Origin of the sequence: Shewanella morhuae (assembly GCF_900156405.1) — a bacterium.
In the GTDB taxonomy this organism is placed as follows: Bacteria; Pseudomonadota; Gammaproteobacteria; order Enterobacterales; family Shewanellaceae; genus Shewanella; species Shewanella morhuae.
Genome location: NZ_FTNN01000032.1, coordinates 1 through 1,046, shown reverse-complemented (window position 1 = coordinate 1,046; position 1,046 = coordinate 1). Strand labels below are relative to the sequence as shown.

The window sequence follows — 1,046 nt, the reverse complement described above, 5'->3', positions numbered from 1 at the left end:
CACATGAATACATAGTGTGTAGAGGCGAACGAGGGGAACTGAAACATCTAAGTACCCTTAGGAAAAGAAATCAACCGAGATTCCCCTAGTAGCGGCGAGCGAACGGGGATTAGCCCTTAAGTCTATGGGGTGTTAGTGGAATGAGTTGGAAAGCTCAGCGGCACAGGGTGATAGCCCCGTACATGAAAACTAACCATAGATGAAAACGAGTAAGGCGGGACACGTGACATCCTGTTTGAATATGGGGGGACCATCCTCCAAGGCTAAATACTCCTGACTGACCGATAGTGAACCAGTACCGTGAGGGAAAGGCGAAAAGAACCCCTGTGAGGGGAGTGAAATAGAACCTGAAACCGTATACGTACAAGCAGTGGGAGCGGTTCTTGAGACCGTGACTGCGTACCTTTTGTATAATGGGTCAGCGACTTACATTTTGTAGCGAGGTTAAGCGAATAGCGGAGCCGTAGGGAAACCGAGTGTTAACTGCGCGTTTAGTTGCAAGGTGTAGACCCGAAACCGAGTGATCTAGCCATGGGCAGGTTGAAGGTTGAGTAACATCAACTGGAGGACCGAACCGACTAATGTTGAAAAATTAGCGGATGACTTGTGGCTGGGGGTGAAAGGCCAATCAAACTCGGAGATATCTGGTTCTCCTCGAAAGCTATTTAGGTAGCGCCTCGAGCGAATACCACTGGGGGTAGAGCACTGTTAAGGCTAGGGGGTCATCCCGACTTACCAACCCTTTGCAAACTCCGAATACCAGTGAGTACTACTCGGGAGACAGACGGCGGGTGCTAACGTCCGTCGTCAAAAGGGAAACAACCCAGACCGTCAGCTAAGGTCCCAAAGTACTAGCTAAGTGGGAAACGATGTGGGAAGGCTTAGACAGCTAGGATGTTGGCTTAGAAGCAGCCATCATTTAAAGAAAGCGTAATAGCTCACTAGTCGAGTCGGCCTGCGCGGAAGATGTAACGGGGCTAAGCTAGTCACCGAAGCTACGGGTGCGGTCCATTAGGACTGCGCGGTAGAGGAGCGTTCTGTAAGCC

At 50.6% G+C, this 1,046-nt stretch carries 1 rRNA gene; it reads left to right on the top strand.

The annotated features are described in order from the left end of the window. Window positions 1-1,046 (top strand): 23S ribosomal RNA (locus tag BW947_RS18410); the annotation flags it as partial.